18 protein-coding genes are annotated in these 17,572 nt (G+C 69.6%); 10 read left to right on the top strand and 8 right to left on the bottom strand.

What is annotated here, in order from left to right; all coding sequences use genetic code 11:
• Positions 1 to 80 precede the first annotated feature (80 nt).
• The gene (locus ACQPYZ_RS28680) at positions 81 to 1,481 is read left to right on the top strand and encodes an FAD-binding oxidoreductase (protein ID WP_433161548.1); all 1,401 of its coding nucleotides are present in this window, start codon (positions 81 to 83) and stop codon (positions 1,479 to 1,481) included.
• Here the strand turns inward: ACQPYZ_RS28680 and ACQPYZ_RS28675 are convergent.
• The gene (locus ACQPYZ_RS28675; RefSeq protein WP_433161545.1) at positions 1,470 to 2,243 is read right to left on the bottom strand and encodes a hypothetical protein; all 774 of its coding nucleotides are present in this window, start codon (positions 2,241 to 2,243) and stop codon (positions 1,470 to 1,472) included. The two genes, ACQPYZ_RS28680 and ACQPYZ_RS28675, sit on opposite strands and share 12 nt — an antisense overlap.
• Positions 2,244 to 2,259: 16 nt before the next feature.
• On the opposite strand from ACQPYZ_RS28675, the gene ACQPYZ_RS28670 reads away from it, so the two are divergent.
• From ACQPYZ_RS28670 to ACQPYZ_RS28655, 4 genes are all read left to right on the top strand, one after another.
• Positions 2,260 to 2,742 (top strand): NUDIX domain-containing protein, encoded by a 483-nt coding sequence (locus tag ACQPYZ_RS28670; protein ID WP_433161542.1) that lies wholly within the window; start codon positions 2,260 to 2,262, stop codon positions 2,740 to 2,742.
• Between the two features lie 93 nt (positions 2,743 to 2,835).
• The gene (locus tag ACQPYZ_RS28665; RefSeq protein WP_433161539.1) at positions 2,836 to 4,098 is read left to right on the top strand and encodes an MFS transporter; all 1,263 of its coding nucleotides are present in this window, start codon (positions 2,836 to 2,838) and stop codon (positions 4,096 to 4,098) included.
• A complete protein-coding gene (locus tag ACQPYZ_RS28660; RefSeq protein ID WP_433161537.1) occupies positions 4,091 to 4,492 on the top strand; it encodes a nuclear transport factor 2 family protein in 402 nt (133 codons plus the stop codon). The genes ACQPYZ_RS28665 and ACQPYZ_RS28660 overlap by 8 nt, the downstream gene beginning before the upstream one ends.
• Positions 4,493 to 4,600: 108 nt before the next feature.
• On the top strand, positions 4,601 to 5,437 hold the full coding sequence (locus ACQPYZ_RS28655) for an AAC(3) family N-acetyltransferase (protein ID WP_433161535.1): 837 nt from the start codon (positions 4,601 to 4,603) through the stop codon (positions 5,435 to 5,437).
• Here the strand turns inward: ACQPYZ_RS28655 and ACQPYZ_RS28650 are convergent.
• Positions 5,426 to 6,187, bottom strand: coding sequence for a DinB family protein (locus ACQPYZ_RS28650; RefSeq protein WP_433161533.1), 762 nt, complete (start codon positions 6,185 to 6,187; stop codon positions 5,426 to 5,428). The two genes, ACQPYZ_RS28655 and ACQPYZ_RS28650, sit on opposite strands and share 12 nt — an antisense overlap.
• 132 nt (positions 6,188 to 6,319) lie before the next feature.
• Between ACQPYZ_RS28650 and ACQPYZ_RS28645 the strand changes: the two genes are divergently transcribed.
• Positions 6,320 to 7,792, top strand: coding sequence for a M28 family metallopeptidase (locus ACQPYZ_RS28645; RefSeq protein WP_433161531.1), 1,473 nt, complete (start codon positions 6,320 to 6,322; stop codon positions 7,790 to 7,792).
• Between the two features lie 37 nt (positions 7,793 to 7,829).
• Here the strand turns inward: ACQPYZ_RS28645 and ACQPYZ_RS28640 are convergent, their stop codons facing one another.
• The gene (locus ACQPYZ_RS28640; RefSeq protein ID WP_433161529.1) at positions 7,830 to 8,333 is read right to left on the bottom strand and encodes a GNAT family N-acetyltransferase; all 504 of its coding nucleotides are present in this window, start codon (positions 8,331 to 8,333) and stop codon (positions 7,830 to 7,832) included.
• Between the two features lie 9 nt (positions 8,334 to 8,342).
• Entirely contained in the window at positions 8,343 to 9,167 is an 825-nt protein-coding gene (locus ACQPYZ_RS28635) for an alpha/beta fold hydrolase (protein WP_433161528.1), read from the bottom strand.
• Positions 9,168 to 9,257: 90 nt separating this feature from the next.
• Between ACQPYZ_RS28635 and ACQPYZ_RS28630 the strand changes: the two genes are divergently transcribed.
• Entirely contained in the window at positions 9,258 to 9,785 is a 528-nt protein-coding gene (locus ACQPYZ_RS28630; RefSeq protein ID WP_433161526.1) for a DinB family protein, read from the top strand.
• On the opposite strand, the gene ACQPYZ_RS28625 is transcribed toward ACQPYZ_RS28630, so the two are convergent.
• On the bottom strand, positions 9,782 to 10,546 hold the full coding sequence (locus tag ACQPYZ_RS28625) for a hypothetical protein (protein ID WP_433161525.1): 765 nt from the start codon (positions 10,544 to 10,546) through the stop codon (positions 9,782 to 9,784). The two genes, ACQPYZ_RS28630 and ACQPYZ_RS28625, sit on opposite strands and share 4 nt — an antisense overlap.
• A gap of 256 nt (positions 10,547 to 10,802) precedes the next feature.
• Between ACQPYZ_RS28625 and ACQPYZ_RS28620 the strand changes: the two genes are divergently transcribed.
• A complete protein-coding gene (locus ACQPYZ_RS28620) occupies positions 10,803 to 11,579 on the top strand; it encodes a class I SAM-dependent methyltransferase (RefSeq protein WP_433161524.1) in 777 nt (258 codons plus the stop codon).
• Positions 11,580 to 11,635: 56 nt separating this feature from the next.
• On the opposite strand, the gene msrA is transcribed toward ACQPYZ_RS28620, so the two are convergent.
• Both msrA and ACQPYZ_RS28610 read right to left on the bottom strand, forming a co-directional pair.
• The gene (msrA, locus tag ACQPYZ_RS28615; protein ID WP_433161522.1) at positions 11,636 to 12,274 is read right to left on the bottom strand and encodes a peptide-methionine (S)-S-oxide reductase MsrA; all 639 of its coding nucleotides are present in this window, start codon (positions 12,272 to 12,274) and stop codon (positions 11,636 to 11,638) included.
• A 185-nt stretch (positions 12,275 to 12,459) separates the two neighbouring features.
• Positions 12,460 to 13,890 carry a PLP-dependent aminotransferase family protein gene (locus tag ACQPYZ_RS28610; RefSeq protein WP_433161521.1) on the bottom strand — a complete coding sequence of 477 codons (1,431 nt, stop codon included), beginning with the start codon at positions 13,888 to 13,890 and terminating at the stop codon, positions 12,460 to 12,462.
• 62 nt (positions 13,891 to 13,952) lie between these two features.
• Here ACQPYZ_RS28610 and ACQPYZ_RS28605 point away from each other — a divergent pair, with 62 nt between their 5' ends.
• Positions 13,953 to 14,612, top strand: a complete 660-nt coding sequence (locus ACQPYZ_RS28605) for a YczE/YyaS/YitT family protein (RefSeq protein WP_433161519.1) — start codon at positions 13,953 to 13,955, stop codon at positions 14,610 to 14,612.
• Between the two features lie 71 nt (positions 14,613 to 14,683).
• Here the strand turns inward: ACQPYZ_RS28605 and ACQPYZ_RS28600 are convergent, their stop codons facing one another.
• Positions 14,684 to 16,843, bottom strand: a complete 2,160-nt coding sequence (locus ACQPYZ_RS28600) for an MMPL family transporter (protein ID WP_433161518.1) — start codon at positions 16,841 to 16,843, stop codon at positions 14,684 to 14,686.
• A 110-nt stretch (positions 16,844 to 16,953) separates the two neighbouring features.
• On the opposite strand from ACQPYZ_RS28600, the gene ACQPYZ_RS28595 reads away from it, so the two are divergent.
• Positions 16,954 to 17,556, top strand: a complete 603-nt coding sequence (locus ACQPYZ_RS28595) for a TetR/AcrR family transcriptional regulator (RefSeq protein ID WP_433161516.1) — start codon at positions 16,954 to 16,956, stop codon at positions 17,554 to 17,556.
• Positions 17,557 to 17,572 lie beyond the last annotated feature (16 nt).

Here is a 17,572-nt window from a genome sequence, read left to right as displayed (position 1 = left end):
CGAATGGTTGACCGGCTCGGCCGGACAGGCGCACGATCGGGCGTGTCACCTGGGGAACGGCGACGAGGGGGAGTTCCACCATGTCCGACACGATCGAGCGGCCGGCGGGGGCGAGACCGGAGGGGTTCGGGGGCGTCGTCCTGCGGTCCGGCGATCCGGCGTACGACCAGGCCCGGACGGTCTTCAACGGGATGGTCGACAAGCGGCCGGCGATGATCGCGCAGTGCGAGTCCGCGGCCGACGTGGTCGCGGCGGTGAAGTACGGCGTCGCCCAGGAGCTCGAGATCGCCGTCCGCGGCGGCGGTCACGGCGTGGCCGGTACGGCGGTGTCCGAGGGCGGGCTCGTGGTCGACCTGCGCCGGATGAACAGTGTGCAGGTCGACCCGGACGGCCGGATCGCCCGGGTCGCCGGGGGCGCGACCTGGGGCGACTTCGACCGGGCGTGCCAGCCGTACGGGCTGGCGACCACGGGCGGCCGGGTGTCGACGACCGGGGTGGCCGGGCTGACGCTCGGCGGCGGATCGGGGTGGCTGGAGCGGAGGTTCGGGTTGGCCTGCGACAACCTGATCTCGGTCGAGCTGGTCACCGCCGACGGCCGGCTGCTGATCGCCGACGAGACGAAGAACACCGAGCTGTTCTGGGCCCTGCACGGCGGCGGCGGGAACTTCGGGGTGGCGACGTCGCTGACCTTCCGGCTGGAAGAGGTGCCGACGGCAACGTTGGCGTTGCTGATGTGGCCCGCTGAGGCGGGCACGGCGGTGATCCGCGCGTACCGCGACCTGATCGAGGCGGGCGTCCCCGATGAGCTCGGCGGTGGTGTGTTCTTCCTGACCGGGCCGCCGGAGCCGTTCGTGCCCGAGCACCTGCAGGGGGAGCGGGTGATCGCGGCCGGGGCGGTGTACGCCGGTCCCGAGGCGGAGGCGCGGGACGTCTTCGCGCCGATGTTCGCGCTCGGGCCGGCCGCCGAGCTCGTCGCCGAGATGCCGTACGCCGACGTGAACTCGGCGATGGACGATCCGCCCGGCTACCGCAACTACTGGTCGGCCGAGCACCTGTCGTCGTTCCCGGACGCCGCCGTCGAGGCGTTCAACGACCGCGCGCTGGACATGCCGGCACCGTCGCCGTCGCAGCAGATTGCACTCCCGTGGGGTGGGGCCGTCCTGCGAGGTGCCGAGAAGTGGCCGTTGCCGCACCGCCGGGCCGCGTGGGTGGTGCACCCGTTCGGGCTCTGGTCGGATCCGGCGGACGACGCCCGCAGTCGGCAGTGGTCGCACGACCTGTGCACCGATCTGAAGGAGTGGGCGACCGGGTACGTGTACCTGAACTTCATCGGCAACGAGGGCCAGAACCGGGTGGTCGCCGGATTCGGCCAGGAGAACTACGACCGGCTCTCGCGGGTCAAGTGCGAGTTCGACCCCGAGAACGTGTTCCACCTCAACCAGAACATCCTTCCCGGTTGGCCGGAGCGTTCAGCCGACTGACTGATGCGTCGTCCGGTGGTCCCGTCGGTAGTGGGGTAGGCGGGACCACTGGACGGCGACCACGACGGCGTACGCGATCGCGCCCAGCGGGGCCGCCCACAGCCGGAAGAACGGCATCTGTCCGGTGATCGCGGTCGCCGCGAAGATCGCCGCGAACACGATCAGGCCGGCCGTCGTACCACGGCGGCGGCTGTCGAGCGCCGTACTCGGAAGTGGGCCGAGATGTCGGTCGAGTACGACGGCCAGCGCCGACAACCCGGTCGCGGTGGCGAGGGCGAACAGGATCCCACCCGGGAGGCCGCCGAGGACGATCGCGAACGCATTGCCGGCGGTCAGGACGGCGACGACGACCGCCAGGTCGAGGGCGCCGAAGGTCAGCTGGTTCCGTCGCCGCTTGGCCAGGTCGATCCCGTCCGCGGTTCGTTGCGGACCCGGCTCGCCGGTCAAGCGCCGTACGGTCAGGGCCAGGCCGGCTAGCAGGACGACGAGGATCAGTACGCCGGTGACGGAAAGTACCGCGGACCTGGTCGGCGAGATGTAGTCCTGCACGTTCCCGTTGCCGAAGTCACAGGTCGCCGACGGCGGGAACCAGCCCGTGTGCACCTCGACGTTCGAACTGTCCGCGCCGCCGAACCGCAGTGCACAGGCCTCGTCCGAATCGAACCAGTTCGGCATCGACGTAGTGACCGCGACCGTCCAGCCGATCCCGAGCACAAGGCCCACTGCCAGCAGACTCCCCGCCCGCCGCCTGATCCACTCCATGCTTCACCCTCTCACCATGACAGCTTCCTACCTCCACCAGCTCCGCCGCGACGTCGGCTCCCGCCTCCTCCTGATGCCGGGCGCACAGGTCCTGGCGATCGACCGCGACGACCGGATCCTGTTCCAGCGCAGCCGCGACACCGGCCTCTGGGAGCTGCCGGCCGGCGCCGCCGAGCCCGGTGACAGCTTCCGGACGACGGCTGCCCGCGAGTTCCTCAAGGAGACCGGCCTCACGGTGGCGGCGGACGAACTCGTCCCGTTCGCCTCGCTGTCCGAGGCCGAGCTGCACACGCTCACCTACCCGAACGGCGACGTCCTCCAGTGCTTCGCCGTGTGCTTCGAGGCGCGGCGCTGGAGTGGGGTGTTGACGCCGGATCCGGGGGAGGTGTCGGAGGCCGGGTTCTTCGGGGAGGCGCCGGGGGAGTTGCATCCGCCGACCCGCGTGGCGCTGGAGCTGTACGCCGCCTATCGGGCGACGGGGGCGTTCCAGGCGCGGTAGTTGCCGTCGGATCGCAGGTCCGGTAACGTGCCCCACCCCTAGCGACGAATTCTGCAGGCGGGTGGGATTCCATCCGGTTCTGTGGAGGCAGTCGTGACAAGGGATTTCCGTTGGTTGCTGGTCGGTCAGACGACCAGTCAGTTCGGGGCGCAGATCAGTGGCGTGGCCATACCGCTGCTGGCCGTGCTCACTCTGGGCGCCACCCCGTTCGAGCTCGGGCTGGTGACCGCCTCGAGCACGATCGCGTTCGCGCTCATCGGCCTGCCCGCCGGCGCGTGGGTGGACCGGTGGCGGCGGCGCCGCATCCTGGTGGCGAGTGACCTCGTCCGCGCCGGCCTGCTGGCGACGATCCCGGTCGCCGCGCTGGCCGGCGTACTGACGATCACGCAACTGGTCGTGGTGTCGTTGCTGACCGGGTTCGCGCGGGTGTTCTTCGACGTCGGCTACCAGAGCTACCTGCCGACGGTGATCGGCCCGGATCGCCTGCTCACCGGCAACTCGGCGATGGAGACCATCCGGGCGAGTGGTCAGGTCGCCGGTCCGGGGCTGGGCGGCTGGCTGGTCACGGCGATCGGCGCGGCGAACGTTGTACTGATCCAGGCGGCCACCTTCTTCGCGTCCGCGCTGTCCCTGCTGGCGATCCGGACCCGCGAGGAGGTACGGCGGCCCGCCGGTGAATCGAGGTTGTGGACGGAGATCCGGGAGGGGCTCGCGTACGTCGCCCGGCACCGGCTGATCCGGGCCCTCGCGATCACGAGCGCGGTGAACAACTTCGCCTTCGCGGTCGCGTCCGCGGTGAGCTTCATCTTCATGGTCCGGACCCTCGGCCTGACGCCGGGCTGGATCGGGATCGTGCTGGCGGTCGGTTCGGTGACCGCCATGCTCGGCGCGGCGGTGACTCCGCGGTTGGCGCGGCGATTCGGAAACGCGCGGATCATCTGGCTCTCTCTCGCCGTGACCGGACCCCTCGGCGTCGTCGGGCCGCTGGCGCAACCGGGATGGCTCGTCGTCCTGCTGGTCGTCGGCGGGGCGATCGGAGAGTTCGGGCAGATCGTCTACGCGATCACCTCGGTGACGCTCCGGCAACGGATCGTGCCCGAGCGGCTGCTCGGCCGGGTGAACGCGACGATGCGGTTCCTCCTGATGGGCCTGTTCCCGTTGGGCGCGCTGCTCGGCGGGGCCTTGGGCACGTTCTTCGGCCCACGGGTGACCTTGCTGGTGGCAACGGGTTTGATCGCGGTCTCCTGGCTCCCGGCGTACGTCGTGATCTCCCGCGAGGCCGGGACCGCGATCCCTGGTGCTCCCGACCGGGACGCCGTTCAATCGAGTCAGGAGAGGGGAGGAGACCATGACTGAGCGAGAGGATTTCCTGGACTGGGTGACCACGCGGCTCCGGGACGCCGAGGTGGCGATCCACAACGGTGACGCCGGCCCCCGCCGGGCGATCTGGTCGGACCGCGACCCGGTCACCGTGCTCGGCGCCTGGATGACCGGCACCACGGCCGCGGCGGCCGACGAGATCTTCGGCCGGCTGGAGGAGGCGTTCTCGGACTGTACGTCGTACACGCACGAGGTGCTGTCGGCCGACGTCCACGGCGACCTCGCCTACACGATCGGCTACGAGCACACGTCCGCCAGCTGGCAGGGCGAACCGCGGAAGTACACCCTCCGCGTCACCCAGCTCTACCGCCGCGAGAACGGCGAGTGGAAAGTCTTCCACCGCCACGCCGACGCCCAAACCACCGACTGAGGCAACTAGTTGTCCCGGGCAACATATGGTTGCCCGGGACAACGGCCACCTGCACCGCACCTCGGAAATGCCAGGCGAGGAGGGGAGCTGGGCTGAGAGTATTCGGCCATGGTCACGACAGCGGAGATCGGCGACGGACTCAGACGGCTGGGGCTCACGCGGTCGTCGGGGGTGATCGTCCACTCGTCGCTGAGCTCCTTCGGGTACGTCGATGGCGGCGCGGAGGCGGTCTGTGAGGCACTGACCGGGACCTGCGGGACCGTGCTGATGCCGGCCGGGACCTGGGAGCTGACCGGGATCAGCGCACCACCGGGGACCGCTCGCCCGCACAACGCCTACGATCCCGCGCCCACCTGGAGCGCCTTCGGCGAGGAACTCACCCGGGCGACCGCCTTCCGCCTGGACCTGCCGGTCGATCGTGGACTCGGCCGCATTCCCGAGACCTTCCGGCGGACCCGTGAGCTGACCCGGACCGCCCACCCGCTGCTGTCCTACATCGCGGTCGGTCCCGCCGCCGACGACGTACTCGCGGGATATCGGTCCGACTGGCCGCTCGGTCCGATCGAGGAGCTCGGCCGGCTCGACGGCGACGTACTTCTCCTGGGCGTCGGTCACACGGTGAACTCGACCATCCACCTCGCCGAGCAGCTCCTCGGCCGCTCCCGCTTCTACCGGTACGCGAAGACCGGCGACGGCGTGTGGTCCGAGTTCCCGAACGTCTCCGGCGCCAGCCACGAGTTCGACCTGATCGAACCTGTCCTCCGGTCAGCCACCCGCAAAACTCACATCGGCTCCTGCCGAGCTCGCCTGATTCCGATCAAGTCTGTTCTGGCCGCAGCCCAGGAGCTGATCCTTGCCGACCCTGCCGCTCTGCTCTGCTCGACTCCGACCTGCAGATGCACAGCAGCCCACAACCAGCGTCTGGCCGCGCTGTCAGGAGGTTAAGGCGTCCAGGTCGCGTTCGGTGTAGAGGCGGTGTTGCCATTCTTCGTTGAGGATGAGGAGGAGGACGTCGCGGACGGGGTAGCTGATGGAGGCGGGCCAGGCAGGTTCGGGGACGGGGGTGGTGTCGGCATTCAGCTTGTCGACGGTTAGATTGTCGACAAAGCGCCGTACCATCGCCATCCGATCCTTGCGTAGGGCAAGTACTTCGTCGAGCGACGGCCGGGCGGTGCGGTCACGGGGGATCCCGGGCACGTCGGCCATCCCGTCGAACGGCAGGTCGAGCGGGTCCCACGGCGACGGATCACCGAGGATCACCCGGCCGATCCACGCGTCGGTGGCGAACACCAGATGGCGCAGGGTCTGGATGAACGACCACTCGCCGTCGACCGACTCGTGCAGCAATTCCGGCGGCAGCGTCCGGGCCCGCGCGACCGTCTCATCCCACAGCCGCTCGAGGATGTCCCACGCGGTCCGGAAGCCGGCCGGGTCGGTCGGCCGCATCTTCACGCGATCCGGGTAGCGGCGGTCCAGCTCGGCCTCGACGAACGGCCAGACCTCCACCCCGTTGACGACCAGGCCCTCGACGGCGCCGTCGATCGTCACGTGCTCCAGCTCGACGCCGCGCATCCTCGCCCCGGTCAGTACCACCTGCTCGAACCGCGCGTCGCGCAGGTCGACGTCGCGCACCAGGGCACCGGCCAGATCCACGCTCTCGAGTCGCTTCCCCGACACTCCGTCCATGAATCCCATGGCCCTCACGCTAGAGCAGGTTCCGGACGCTCAGCTTCCGGAACTCCGACCTCTGGCCGCCCGCCACCGGCTGGATTAGATTGCGAGTTGCGAAGGCCTGGGGGAACCGGTCTATCTGCTCGTGGGGGAACCATGCGTGTGTTCCGTCGTGGCGCCGTGGGCGCCGTCAGTCTCGTCGCGGCCGTTGCTCTGGTCGCCGTCCAGCAGGTCCCGGCCGCGGCCGCGTCGATCGAGGAGAGGTACGCCAAGCAGCTGGTCAAGAAGGTCACCGGCCAGAACGCGAGGAAGCACATGGTCGCCCTGCAGGCGATCGCCGACCACAACGGCGGCAACCGCGCCGTCGGCACCAAGGGCTACGACCTGTCGGCCGCGTACGTCGCCCTGCGGCTCGGCCTGGCCGGCTACAAGGTCACGCTCGACCCGATCAACTTCGTCGAGAACTGGGTGGAGAACAGCCCGCCGGTCCTCGAGCAGCTGTCGCCGGCATCCAAGGCTTACGTGCCCAACCAGGACTTCTTCACCTTCACGCCGTCGCCGGCGGGCGACGTCACCGCGACGGTCCAGAACGTCGACCTGACCCTGCCGCCGGCACCGCTCCCGTCGTCCACGAGCGGCTGCGAGATGTCGGACTTCGACGACTTCGTCCGTGGCAACATCGCGTTGATCCAGCGCGGCACCTGCCCGTTCGCGACGAAGATCCGCAACGCCGGATTCGCCGGCGCGAGCGGCATCATCGTCTTCAACGAGGGCCAACCGACCCGGACCGACGCCGAACCGCTCGACCTCGGCGAGTGGCGGGCCGGCGTACCGATGGTCTACGCCGACTTCAACGTCGGCCACGAGCTGGCCTTCAACCCCGGGACGCGGGTCCGGCTCAAGGTCGACTCCACGCTGACGCTCGGCACCGACTACAACGTGCTCGGAGAGACCCGCAAGGGCGACCCGAACAACGTCGTCATGGTCGGCGCGCACCTCGACAGCGTCGAGGAGGGACCGGGGATCAACGACAACGGCTCCGGTACGGCGGCCATCCTCGAGACCGCGATCCAGCTCGGCGGCTTCGCCCCGGTGAAGAACAAGGTGCGGTTCGCCTTCTGGGCCGCCGAGGAGGTCGGCCTGCTCGGGTCCGACCAGTACGTCGAGGGCCTGACCGACGCCCAGCGCGACCGGATCCGGGTGTACCTCAACTTCGACATGGTCGCCTCCCCGAACTACGCCTACATGCTGTACGACGGCGACGACTCCGACGGCACCGGCGCACCGGCCGGCCCGCCCGGATCGGCGCAGATCGAGAGCCAGTTGGCGCGCTTCTTCGCCGGCCGAGGCCTGCCCACCGTCGGCACCGACTTCACCGGCCGCTCGGACTACGGCCCGTTCATCGCGGTCGGCATCCCGTCCGGCGGCATCTTCACCGGCGCCGAAGGCATCAAGACCCCGGCCGAGGCAGCGTTGTTCGGCGGTACGGCGGGAGTCGCGTACGACGTCTGCTACCACCAAGCCTGCGACACCCTCGCCAACCCGAACCTCACCGCGCTCGACGTCAACGCCGACGCCATCGCCGACTCCACCGCCCGCTACGCCTTCAACCTCACTTCCATCCCGTAGCGCCTGACGACAGCCCGGGCCGTGGTGGTCCGGGCTGTCACGCGCGCAGGGTCTTGGTGAACATCAGGCAGGCGGAGTCGTCGACGCGGACGGTGTCGCCGGGCGGGACCGGTTTGTTGTCGTACACCAAGCCGCGGCCGTCCGGGATGTAGCCGCGGCGTGCGTACATACGCTGGGCTGTGCCGTAGTCGGCATACAGGCCGACCCCGATGCCGACGACCGCCGACCGTTCGGAGACCCGCGCCTCGGCCGCGTCCATCAGGCCGCTGCCGATCCCGCGCCGGCGGTACGGCGGAAGCACGTTGAAGTCCGCGATCTCCGGCGTCGCACCGAAGTACGCCGACTCCCAGTACACCGTCACGTATCCGACGAACTCGTCGTCGACCGTCGCCACCAGGACGTCACGTAGGCCGGACTCCTGCTCCTCGAGGTACTTCTCGTACTGGCTCACCGGCTTGTCCCAGCCGATCGCGGTGAACGCAGCCGACATCACCTCCGGATCGCCGTCCCGCAACGCCCGGATCGCATACTCAGCAGCCATGGGCAGATCCTACGACCGCAGGAACTCCAGCAGCTCGGCGTTGATCGCGTCGGCGTGGGTGGTCGGCATGCCGTGCGGGAGATCCGTGTAGGTCTTGAGGACGCTGTTCTTCAGCAACTCCGCCGACTTCGGGCCAGAGGCGACGTACGGGACGATCTGGTCGTCCTCGCTATGCATCACCAGGACCGGGATGGTGATCTTCTTGAGGTCCTCGGTGAAGTCGGTCTGGGAGAAGGCGACGATGCCGTCGTAGTGCGCCTTGGCGCCGCCCATCATGCCCTGGCGCCACCAGTTCGCGATGATCGCCTCCGAGGGCTCCGCGCCGGGCCGGTTGAACCCGTAGAACGGTCCGGAGGGCAGCGCGCGGTAGAACTCCGAGCGGTTCGCGGCCAGTTGCGCCTGCAGGTCGTCGAAGACGTCCTTGGGCAGGCCTTCGGGGTTGGCGTCGGTCTTGACCATCAGCGGCGGTACGGCGCACAGCAGCGCGGCCTTGGCGGCGCGGCTCTCGCCGTGCCGGGCCAGGTAGTGCGTGACCTCGCCGCCGCCGGTCGAGTGGCCGACATGGATGGCGTCGTGCAGGTCGAGGTGCTCGACGACGGCGGCCAGGTCGTCGGCGTAGTGGTCCATGTCGTGGCCGTCGCCCGTCTGGGTGGACCGGCCGTGGCCGCGGCGGTCGTGCGCGACGACGCGGTACCCCTGCTGCAGGAAGAACAGCATCTGGGTGTCCCAGTCGTCGGCCGACAACGGCCACCCGTGACTGAAGACGATCGGCTGACCGCTGCCCCAGTCCTTGTAGAAGATCTCGATGCCGTCGCTGGTCGTGACAGTACCCATGGTGGTGCCCCCTCGGTGACGGAAAACCCTTTGTCAGCAACAGATTCGGCGGGCGGCCCCAGACTCCACCCTAGCCCTTAGAGTCGGACCATGACGAGCGAACAGAGCGTGAATGGTGAGCGGGCCGACATCCTCGATTTCCTCGGGAAGCACCGGCACTTCCTGCGGTACACGGCCCAAGGTCTGACGGACGAGCAGGCGAGCACGCGCAGTACCGTCAGCGCGCTGACCGTCGGCGGGCTGATCAAGCACGTCAGTGCGGTCGAGAGGAAGTGGGCCGAGTTCGCGCAGGGTGCGGGGGGCGACGAGGTGCCGGAGGAGGTCGAGTTCACGCCGGAGCTGATCGCCGAGTGGGAGGACCAGTTCCGGCTGACCGAGTCCGAGACGCTGGCCGGCGTACTCGCGGAGTACGAGAAGGTCGCCGCTGCGACCGACGACCTCGTCCGCACCCTCGACCTCGACCAGGCCTACGAACTCCCGGCCGCACCGTGGCAACCCCCGGGCGTCTTCTGGACGGTCCGCCGGGTCTTCCTGCACATCGCTGCCGAAACCGCCCAGCACGCCGGCCACGCCGACATCATCCGCGAGTCCATCGACGGCCAGAAGTCGATGGGTTAGTCGCCCTCGAGTTGGCTGTCGGTGCGGGAGGCGTGGGTGACGCCGTTGAAGACGACCGGGACCTTGCCGTAGGAGACGATCGCGGTCGCCGTGCCGTTCATCCTGCTGACGCCGTACTGGTAGCCGGAGTCGGTGTTGTGGTCGATCCCGACCACGACCGAGGCGCCGTTGCTGCCGCAGCGGTCGACGAGCAGCGACTCGAACGACGACCAGCCGCCGCTCCGGATCATCCTGACGACCGGCTTGGCCGTCGCGGTGACGGGAATGCGGATCGAGTACAGCGCGCCGGCGGTGGTCGTCATCAGCAGCGTGTCGTACGCCCTCAGTTCGCTGATCACGGCCATCGTCTTGAAGCTCTTGAAGCCGCCGAACACACCGTAGGACCGGTAGCCGGTGCCGTTCGCCGCGTAGCGGTAGAGGTTGCCGTTGCTGTTCAGCCCGTACAGGAACGCATGCGCCGGCGCGGGCGCGGGAGCGCCGTACCTGGAGGTGGCGATCGACTTGAAGCTCGTCCAGCCGCTGCCGAGCTTGGTCGCCGTCACCCGCCGCGTGCCGGTCAGCGTCGAGTGCCGGTACAGGTTCCCGCCCTGGAGCAGCAGGCCGTAGGAGTACTGCGCACCGCTGCGGGTCACCGACATGTACCAGGTCGACATCGCCCGGACGGAGACGAAGTCGGCCAGAAAGTACTGGTCGACCCCCGGCGGCCTGCGGGCCGTGATGTCCGCCTCGTGCGCATCATTCGCCAGGTCGGTCCAGACCACCCTGTTGATGCAAGGGACTGGCGAGGTCGCCCGAGCAGCGTCGGTAGCCGCCGATCCGGCACCGACTGCCGGGCCGGGTACGGCGACGGCGAACAAACCAACGCAGGCCGTGGTGAGCATGAGGCGGTACAGCTTCATCGGGTGGTCCCCTCCAGCGGATCATCGCGTCTCGGTCCCCCCGAGAACGAGTCACGATAACCCCGCCCGCGCCGGAAATGGGGAGCGGTGGGGGTATGGAAGGTGCCAGGATGCCGGCATGGTTGCGCGCGCGTTGAGCTTCGGGGCGGTGGCGGAGGCGTACGAGCGGTTCCGGCCCGGGTATCCCGTGGAAATCCTCGAGTTGGTGACGGCGTACGCCGGTCAGCCGATCCGGACCGCCCTCGAGATCGGCGCGGGGACCGGCAAGGCAACGCGCCTGTTCGCGCAGGGAGGGATCGCCGTCACGGCCACGGACCCGGACGCCGCCATGCTCGCGGAGCTGCGCAAACACCTGCCGGCCGACGTCACCACCGTGCAGGCCGCCTTCGAGGACCTGCCGCTGGATTCGTCGTACGACCTGGTGTATTCGGCCGCCGCGCTCCATTGGACCAACCCCGAAGGCCGCTGGGACCGCATGGCTGCCCTCGTCCGGCCGGGTGGCGTGTTCGCCTCGTTCGGTGCACCGAACGGGCTGGCCGACCCGACCGTCAGGGAGGCGGTGCGGGCTGCCCGTTCGCCGTACCTCGAGGACGACGGCGTCCCGTCGCCCGACGGCACGCCCGCGGATCGCCCGATGCAGTGGCCCGGCACGGAGCTCCAGCATTCCGAGTGGTTCACCGACGTACGGCAGGTGATCATCGAACGCCGGCTGACGATGACTGCCCACGACTACGTCGGGCACCTCTCGACGATCTCGGCGTACGTAATGCTGCCGCCCGCAGACCGGGACGAGGTCTTCCGCCGCATCCTCCGGGTCCTCCCCGAAACCGTGGAACTCAACGCCGAGCTCCACGCCCACCTCGCCCGCCGCGTCCCCCGGGCCGAGCGCCCCTGACCCTGACAGCACACGAGGGCCCCACCTGGTGGTGGAGCCCTCGGTCAGCCGAAGGATCAGGCCGGGAACGGAACTCCCGTGTTGCTGTGGCAGCGGTAGCCGTTGGGGTTCTTGTGGAGGTACTGCTGGTGGTAGCCCTCGGCGTAGAAGAAGGTGGTGGCCGGGGCGATCTCGGTGGTGATGGCGTCGTAGCCGCGGGCGGCGATGACCGGGGCGTACAGGTCCCGGGTGCGCTCGGCCTCGGCGCGCTGGGCGTCGGTGGTGTAGTAGATCGCCGACCGGTACTGCGAGCCCAGGTCGTTGCCCTGCCGCATGCCCTGCGTCGGGTCGTGGGTCTCCCAGAAGACCTTCAGCAGGTCGGTGAAGCTGGTCTTGGCCGGGTCGTACACGATCCGGACCGCCTCGGTGTGGCCGGTGCCGCCGGTGCAGACCTCCTCGTACGACGGGTTGGGGGTGTACCCGCCGGCGTAGCCGACCGCGGTCGTGTAGACCCCGGGCTGCTGCCAGAAGATCTCCTCGGTGCCCCAGAAACACCCGGTGCCGAACCAGACCTCCTCGAAGCCCGCGGGGGCCTCGGCGGTCTGCGGCGTACCGAGCACGATGTTCTCCGACGGCACGGAGAAACCGGGCTGCGGCCGGCCGGGCAGAGCGGCCTCGGGCTCGACCAGGGCTGTGTTGCGCTTGAAGAACGACATCTCACGCCTCTCGCAAAGTGACTCTCATAGTCTCCCAACGCCCCCGCCGAGGTGAACCTTCCCCCAGCCGATTACGGCGCGATGACGTGGAGGCGGACCTCCAGGCCATCACAATCGCCGCGACCGGAGCGACCGCAGCGCAGGCCCTCGCCGGTCGGTGGATTGTGATGGCCTGGCGGTCCGTGTCAGGCGATCATGGTGGCGGTCCGTCGGAGGCCGGGGGTGGGGGTGAGGCCGGCGTACGACGTGGCCAGCCGGCGGACGCCGTCGTGGAGGGCGCTGGGGTCGAGGGTGTAGGGGAGGCGGATGAAGGACTCGAGGCCGGTGTCGGGGGAGAAGCGGGAGCCGGCGACGAGGAGTACGCCGTTGCGTTGCGCGACGCCGACCAGGGACGAGCCGACCGGCTCCGGCAGCTCGCACCACAGCGACAACCCGCCACCCGGCAGCTGGAACCGCCACGACGGCAGGTACTCCGACAGCGCCGAGACCAGCGCGTCCCGCCGCCGGGCGAGGTCGAGCCGCCGCTCGGGCAGGATCTCGGCCCGCCGCCGGAGCAGCCCCGCGACCACCAGCTGATCGAGCACCGGCGCCCCGAGGTCCATCGACGCCTTCGCGTCGAGGACGCGGGCGATCAGCGGATCCGGCACTCGCATCCACCCGATCCGCAGCCCGCCCCAGAACGACTTGCTCACCGAGCCGACCGTGATCACCCCGGCCGGGTCGTACGACGCGAACGGCGGCGGCATCTCCTGTCCGTCCAGCGACAGCTCGAACAGCGTCTCGTCGACGATCGCCGTCGTCCGCGCCCGGGCGAACGCGATCGCGAGCCGCTGCCGGTCGGCCGCGGGCATCAGCCAGCCGGTCGGATTCTGGAAGTCGACCACCATCCAGGCCGCCCGCGGCGCCGTCTGCCGGATCGTCGCCTCCAACAGCGGAAGGTCCCAGCCGCCCGGGCTGATCGGCACCGCCACCACCCGGCAACCGCTGCGCCGGATCGCGTCCACCGAGTTCGGGTGGGTCGGGCTCTCGGTGAGCACCCGGTCCCCGATCTGCGTGAACGCCCGGACCGCGATCGACGTCGCCGCCAGCGCGCCCGCGGTGACGATGATCTGGTCCGGCGAGGTCGACAGCCCGCGTTCCTCGTACGCCGCCGCGATCTCCTCCCGCAGGACCGGCAACCCCTGCGGGTGGTACCCCGGCGTCGCCAGGTGCACCGGCAGATCCGCCGTCGCCTCCGCCACCGCCGACGAAATCCCTGGTACGGCGCTCGGCGCCGCGCACGTGAAGTCGTACAGGCCGTCGGTGTCGATTCCCGGCGCGTGATGCCGCCCGAGCTCGGGCTCGATCCGTGACGGCAGCGCGGTCACGCTGCCCGACCCGCGCCGCGACAGCAGGTAGCCGCTGTCCCGCAGCTCCCGGTACGCCGACGCGACCGTCGTACGACTCACCCCGAGGGCGTCCGTCAGCTCACGCTCACTCGGCAGGCGCGACCCGGGCATGATCCGCCCGTCCGCGATCAGCAGCCGCAACCGCTCCGCCAGCAGCCGGTACGCCGGCCCACCGCCGTCCGACCACGCGCCCAGCAGACCGGACAAGGTGCTCGCCGGAAGGTTCATGCAGTCCACTATCCCGCAATTGGCTATCGAAGACCAGGCCACTTACCCGCAAACTGAAGAACGTGACCGCCACTTCGGACGCCCCGCCGCGCCAACTCGCCGCACTGAACCCGGTCCAGCAGCTGAAGGCAGGCCACCTTCCGCGTCGCCTCGTCCAGCTGTACGTCGGCCTGACCCTGTACGGCGCCTCGATGGGGCTGATGATCCAGGGCAACCTCGGCCTGGACCCGTGGGACGTCCTGCACTCCGGGATCACCCAGCACCTGCCGCTGAGCTTCGGTGCCGTGGTGATCGCGATGAGCTTCGTCGTCCTGCTGGCGTGGATCCCGCTGCGGCAGTGGCCCGGGCTCGGCACGATCAGCAACGCGATCGTCATCGGCCTGGTCACGGACCTCACGTTGGCCACGGTCGACCGGCCGGACGAGCTCTGGCTGCGGATCCTCTTCATGGTCGCGGGCGTCGTGGTCAATGCGCTCGCCGGTGCGCTGTACATCGGCGCGCAGTTCGGCCCCGGTCCGCGCGACGGCCTGATGACCGGGCTGGTACGCCGTACCGGACTCAGCGTCCGCCTGGTCCGGACGACGATCGAGCTGACCGTCCTCGCGATCGGCTTCCTGCTCGGCGGCGTGATCGGGGTCGGCACCGTCTTCTATGCGCTCGCGATCGGGCCGCTCGTTCACCTGCTGCTGCCGATCTTCACGGTTCGGCTCAAAACCCCATGAACAAACGAGGTCCCGGACCAGGTGGCCCGGGACCTCGTTTCTCGCAGGACCCCTCAGCCTGCGGACTTGGGTCAGCCGATCGGCTCGAGCTGTCGCTCTTCAGGCACGCCGTGACGGCGCTTGAGCTTGCGCGGCCACCAGGCGCGTTCGCCGAGCAGCGCGGTGACGCTGGGGACGAGGAAGATCGACATCAGGAAGGCGGAGATCACGATGCCGGCCGCGACCGAGAAGCCCATCTCGGTGAGCAGCGCCATCCCGGCGAGCATCAGCGAGGAGAACGTCCCGGCCAGGATCAGCCCGGCCGCCGCCACCGACGGGCCGCCGTGTTCGATCGCCAGGTCGGCGGCCTCGCGCGGCCCGGTGCCCTGCTCGGCCTCCTCCCGCAACCGGGCGATCATCAGGATGTTGTAGTCGGTGCCGATGGCAACGACGAACAGGTACAGCATGATCGGCAGCGAGAACGTCACCCCCGCGTGCCCGGCGGCACCCTGGAACACCAGCACGGTCGCGCCGATCGAGCTGAAGAAGCTCAGCACCACCGCGATCATCAGCACGATCGGTGCCAGCAGGGACCGCAGCAGCAGCGCGAGGATGATCGCGATCAGCCCACCGGCGACCGGGAAGATCACCGAGAGGTCCCGGCTGTTCGCGTCCCGGATGTCGGTGTAGCTGGCGGTGACGCCGCCCAGCAGCGCGGTCGTCCCGTCCGGCGCCTCGGCGTGCGCGACGTCCCGCAGTTTCCCGTCGACCAGGTCTAGCGACGAGGTCGAGTACGGCGCGTCGCTCAGCACCACGTTGATCTGGGCAACGGTCTTGTCCTGGTTGAGCAGGGCCAGACTGCCGTCCGCGCCGGCCGGGAGGACGGTCCCGACACCGTCCACCTTCGCGAGCTTCCCGGCGTACGTCGTGAGCTCGGCCGGGTCGAGCGGCGTACCGTCGGTGCTGCGGACGTAGACCGTGGTCGGGTTGAGCGCACCGGCCGGGAAGCCGGCCTGCAGGTCCTTGACCGCCTGCGCGGACTCCGTGCCGTCGGGCAACTGGCTGAACGCGTCGTAGTCGACCTTCATCCCCAGCGCGCCGAGCGCCAGCGCGACCATCAGTCCGCCCGACACCACGGCGACGACGGCCGGGCGGCGGGCGGTGAACCGGCCGAACCGCTTGAACATCGCGCCCTTCGGCGTCTTCTGCCACGACTTGGACGGCCAGAACACCTTCGGGCCGAGCAGCGAGACCACGGCCGGGATCAGCGTGATCGCGGCGAACGCCATCACCGCGACCGCGATCGCCAGCCCCGGGCCGAGGCTCTTGAACCCGCCGAAGACGGCGAGCAGCAGCGCGCTGAAGGCGACGATGATCGCGCCCGCGGCCGACACGATGACCTCGGCGACCCGCGCGGTCGCGTTCACCAGGGCTTGTTTCGACGGTTCGCCGGCGCGGAGACGCTCGCGGTAGCGGAACAGCAGGAACAGGATGTAGTCGGTCCCGACGCCGTACAACACGACGGTCAGGATGGTCTGCAGGTCCTGCGTCACCTGCAGGTCGAATGCCTTGGCGGCCAGGGCGATCAGGCCGGGCGCGATCGCGGCGACCAGGCCGACGGTGAGGATCGGCAGCAGCGCCGCGACCGGGCTGCGGTAGATGACCAGCAACAGTCCGATGATCAGTACGACGGTCGCGATGCCGACCACCACGAACGCGCTCTCGAACGCGTCCTGGTTGTCGAGGAACAACGCCGCGTCCCCGGTTACGCCGTACGCGAGCTCGCTGCCGGACAACGTCGAGCCGGTCACGTCACGGATCTTCTGTACCGCGTCCAGCACGGCCTGGTCGTCGGGCAGACCCTTGAGGCCGACGCTGACGATTTGGACCTGCTTGTTCGGCGAGACCGCCTGTGGACCGGTGATGGCGCCGGTGACGCGCTCGATCTTCGCCGCGGTGATCTTGGTCGCCAGCTCGGACACCTTGGCCTGGTCGGCCGCCGTGAGTTCACCGCCGGCGCCGCGCTTGATCACGATGCTCGCGGTCGCGTCGTTGGTCTGCCCGAAGGCGTCCGCGGCCAGCTTCTGCGCCTGCACCGACTCGTACTTGTCGGGCAGGAACGCCGCCTGGTCCTTGTTCGTCACGTCGGCGAGCGTCGGCGCGAAGGCGGCCACGGCGATCGCCGCGATCACCCAGGCGGCGATCACCTTCCACGGGTTGTGGACGACGAATCGTCCGAGTTTGGTGAACACCCCGAACCCCTCCTGAGGGTCTGTCTACCTGCCGGTCGGTTGGTAGACTACCTGCCGGTCGGTAGGCACGTCGAGGGGCCCCGGCGGAACAGAAGTGAGAGGGTGGTCACGTGCAGCAGGCGACGAATCCCCGTGAGCGGGTCCGGGACACCAAGACGGAGATCCACCGGGCCGCGGTCGAGCTGTTCTCCGGCCAGGGGTACGAGAAGACCAGCCTGCGCGAGATCGCCGAGCGGGTCGGCATCACCAAGGCGTCGCTGTACTACCACTACTCGTCCAAGCAGGACCTGCTGCGCGCCATCGTCGGCACCTTCCTGGACGACATCTTCCAGGTCCTCGGCCGCTCCGACGAACTGCCGTGGTCGCCCGAGGCGGAGCGCGAGCTGCTCGGCGCGTACGTCGACGTCGTGATCGAGCACCGGTCGACCGGGCCCACGCTGCTGCGCGACATCGCCGCCGTACTGGCCGCGTTCGGGGACGACCTCGACCAGCTGATCGCACAGAGCCGGCGCTTCCAGCTGTGGCTGGCCGGCCCGGACCCGACCCCGGCCGACCGCCTCCGGGCCGCCGCCGCGGTCGAGACCGTGGGTGCCGCCCTGTCCACCGAACTCGAGCTCGGTGTCACCGACGCCGAGATCCGCGCCGTCCTCCTCGACGCCGCCACCGCCATCCTCGCCCGCCGCGGCACCCCGGTCACCACCGAGTCCTCCTGAGCTGTAGCCGTCGGGT

Origin of the sequence: Kribbella sp. CA-247076, assembly GCF_050942445.1 — a bacterium.
Taxonomy (GTDB): domain Bacteria; phylum Actinomycetota; class Actinomycetes; order Propionibacteriales; family Kribbellaceae; genus Kribbella.
This window is presented reverse-complemented; position numbering and strand designations above follow the sequence as displayed.